The 2,998-nt window shown below is 41.6% G+C and carries 3 protein-coding genes; 2 read left to right on the top strand and 1 reads right to left on the bottom strand.

Annotated features, from left to right (window positions below):
- The first annotated feature begins 141 nt into the window (after nt 1-141).
- Nucleotides 142-1,266, top strand: a complete 1,125-nt coding sequence (locus ACO1D1_RS25370; protein WP_423337558.1) for an efflux RND transporter permease subunit — start codon at nt 142-144, stop codon at nt 1,264-1,266.
- A gap of 179 nt (nt 1,267-1,445) precedes the next feature.
- Nucleotides 1,446-1,973: an ECF transporter S component gene (locus ACO1D1_RS25365; RefSeq protein WP_423337557.1), complete on the top strand. Its 528-nt coding sequence runs from the start codon at nt 1,446-1,448 to the stop codon at nt 1,971-1,973.
- A 109-nt stretch (nt 1,974-2,082) separates the two neighbouring features.
- Here the strand turns inward: ACO1D1_RS25365 and ACO1D1_RS25360 are convergent, their stop codons facing one another.
- Nucleotides 2,083-2,934: a DegV family protein gene (locus ACO1D1_RS25360; protein ID WP_423337556.1), complete on the bottom strand. Its 852-nt coding sequence runs from the start codon at nt 2,932-2,934 to the stop codon at nt 2,083-2,085.
- Nucleotides 2,935-2,998: the final 64 nt, after the last annotated feature.

The raw sequence follows: 2,998 nt of genomic DNA, 5'->3' as shown, positions 1-2,998 counted from the left end.
TGGCAATCTTCAAGAAGCAAACGTAGTTCGATTTATGATTTTCCCTAAAGAAGGGGTCGATTCTGCCAATTTTGCAAAGGACATCCTGAAAAAACAAAAGACCAGTTTCCAAATGCGGAGCTGACGGCTGAAACAGCAGGATTGCTTGGGACTAATGCGACGACTGTTTCCATTGATGTCATCGGAAAGAACGATGACGACATCAAAAAAGCAGCTGATATGGTGAAGAAAGAAATAAGCAGCATCGATGGTGTGGATAAAGTAGAAAGTAACGATCAAAATACAAAACCGACCGTGACCATTCAGGTGGATTCCAAATTATCGAATGCACTGGAAATCTCCCAATCTATTTATGCGATGATTAAGCCTGCTGTGATCGGAAACATAAAGATTGATGGACGGACCACTGCCGTACAATTGGGAGCATTAAAGGAAATTCAAACGGTGGACGATTTAAAAAGTCTGCAGCTGATGACGCCTGATGGGCCTGTTGCTTTATCAAGTATTGCGAAGGTTGAAGAAAGCAATGAGCTGGGGACCATCTTTACAAAAGACGGCCATCATTATCTACAGGTAACGGCTCAAGTGAATCCGGACAAAATGGTAGACGTTGCCGGAAAAATTCAGCAGAAGCTACTAACCTGGAACAAAGATGAAACATTCGCCACAGGTACAAGTGCAGAACTAACCGGTTCTTCAATGCAGTCCTCCGATCAATTAGGAGAACTCGCTAAACTGTCTATGTTATCAATCGGAATCGTGTTTATGATTTTGCTTGTGACATTAAAGTCGTTCCGGGCAAGCATCGCGATCTTGATTACTTTGCCGCTTGCAGCGATCGGTTCGCTATTAGGACTCGTGCTGACCAACTCAAGCATCAATATTTCTTCAGGGATCGGCATGCTGATGCTCGTTGGGATTGTGGTAACCAATGCCATAGTATTGGTTGACCGAATCCGTCACAATGAAGAAACAATGACCATTCGGGAAGCGATTATGGAGGCAGGTATCGTACGACTAAGGCCGATCCTTATGACAGCACTCGCCACTGTATTTGCCATGGTACCGCTTCTGGTTACACATGAATCGGCGATGAGTTTAAATCTTGTTTCGAAGGGACTCGCTGTGGTCGTCATTTTTGGACTCATCGTGTCTACCCTTTTGACGCTGATTATCATCCCAACATTCTATGAATTATTCCATTTCCGGAAAGCCAAAAAACAAAGGCTGCAAGCTAACCAAGTAACAGGAACATTAGGTCAGTAAAGTGCTACAAAATGCCATGGGAATGCCACGGGGACGGTTCTCGTGGCTTTTTGTGCGGTTAAAAAAAGTCACAAGAACCGCCCCCATGAATCTATTTTGGAGATCTTCCACCGAAATAAGTGTTTATTTAGTAGCAGAGTGTATGGTATTATTTTTAATAAAAACAGAGGGGTAATCATATGAATCTAACATTAACACCGACAGAAACTACTAAAACTAAAGCAATTGTCATCAATTCACTTTTCATCGCATTAACCCTTGTTGCCACAATGTTTATCAACATTAAGCTGCCAATAATGGGTAACGGAGGTCTAATCCACCTGGGTAACGTACCTCTTTTTATAGCAGCCATCGTTTATGGCAAAAAAACAGGAGCCATTGCTGGTGCCTTCGGAATGGGCCTATTCGATATAATCTCTGGCTGGGCATTATGGGCACCGTTTACTTTTATCATCGTAGGTGCAATGGGCTTCATAGTCGGAATTATTTCCGAGAAAGTACCTGGTAATCGAGTCTTTGTTCACACTTTGGCAATTGCCACTGCACTGATCATTAAAGTTGTAGGCTACTATTTTACCGAAGTCATCCTTTACGGTAACTGGATTCAGCCGTTCGGCTCCATCCCTGGGAACATTATGCAGGTGGCAATCGCAGGTATCATAGTAATACCTCTCGTAGGACGCATAAAAAAACGAGCATACAAATAACAAAATAAAAAGAAAGTTTCACTATGGACACAAAAACGTGCCAGGCATCACCTAAAATTAGGGTGATGCCTGGCACGTTTTTTATAATATCCACATATTTTGAAACTTCCTAAACTTCTAACCCTGCTATTCCGATGCCGCCGGGTCCAGCGTGGGTAGATATCATGGCGCCAGCTTGAATCCATGTTACATTTTGGAAACCAGTTTCTTTTGCCAGATTATCCATCCTCTGCATGATCTCTTCATCAAGGCCAATCGAGTAAAGTAGATAAAGTTGTCCTCTATCAATGTTGTATTGATCTACATAATCCCGGAACAGTTTTTCTGAAACTAGATCCATCTTCCCACGATACTTTTTTGTTGAAACAAGATTTCCATCAATTAATTCAATACGCGGCTTTATTTTTAATAACGCCCCTCCAAGATAAGCTAGATTACTAACGCGCCCGCCGGCTCTTAAAAATTCTAAGCTGCCGGGAACGAAAGCCAATCTTGATTTAGGAACCTTAGATTCAATCTTCTTTACTAATAGGCCAGGGTCAATGGAAGGCTCATTCTCTAATACTGAAACCGCATACATCACAATCGCTGTTAATCCACCTGTTACGTTTAAAGCATCAATTAGAAAAATATCATCCAACTCTTCCGTTGCGATGATTGCATTTTGGAAGGAAGAAGAGGCCTTTGAGGTATATCCAATATGTATAATGACGCAGTCAGGAAAATCATTTTTAATCCTCGTGAAAAATTCAAGATATTCATGAGAATTGGTGGACGTTGTAGATGGGATCTTCTTGGTCCGGTTGTAATAATCATAAATATCCGTTACCGATAACGAACCATCTAAATAATCCTCTCCATCCATGATCACGTGCATCGGAACCACATGTACATTATGTTTCTCAGCAAATTCTATTGGTAAATCCGCACCACTCTCTGTCGTCAGAATAATTCTTCTCATCTATATCCCCCACTTCTAAATAAAAACCCCTTACTCTACTATACATGAAAAAGGGACTTAGGGG

Origin of the sequence: Neobacillus sp. 19, assembly GCF_049463095.1 — a bacterium.
Taxonomy (GTDB): Bacteria; Bacillota; Bacilli; order Bacillales; family Cytobacillaceae; genus Neobacillus.
This window is presented reverse-complemented; position numbering and strand designations above follow the sequence as displayed.

What these genes read in the sequence shown, in the direction of transcription:
- ACO1D1_RS25365 (WP_423337557.1), top strand. Translation starts at nt 1,446, where the DNA reads ATGAATCTAACATTAACACCGACAGAAACTACTAAAACTAAAGCAATT.
- ACO1D1_RS25360 (WP_423337556.1), bottom strand. Translation starts at nt 2,934, where the DNA reads ATGAGAAGAATTATTCTGACGACAGAGAGTGGTGCGGATTTACCAATA.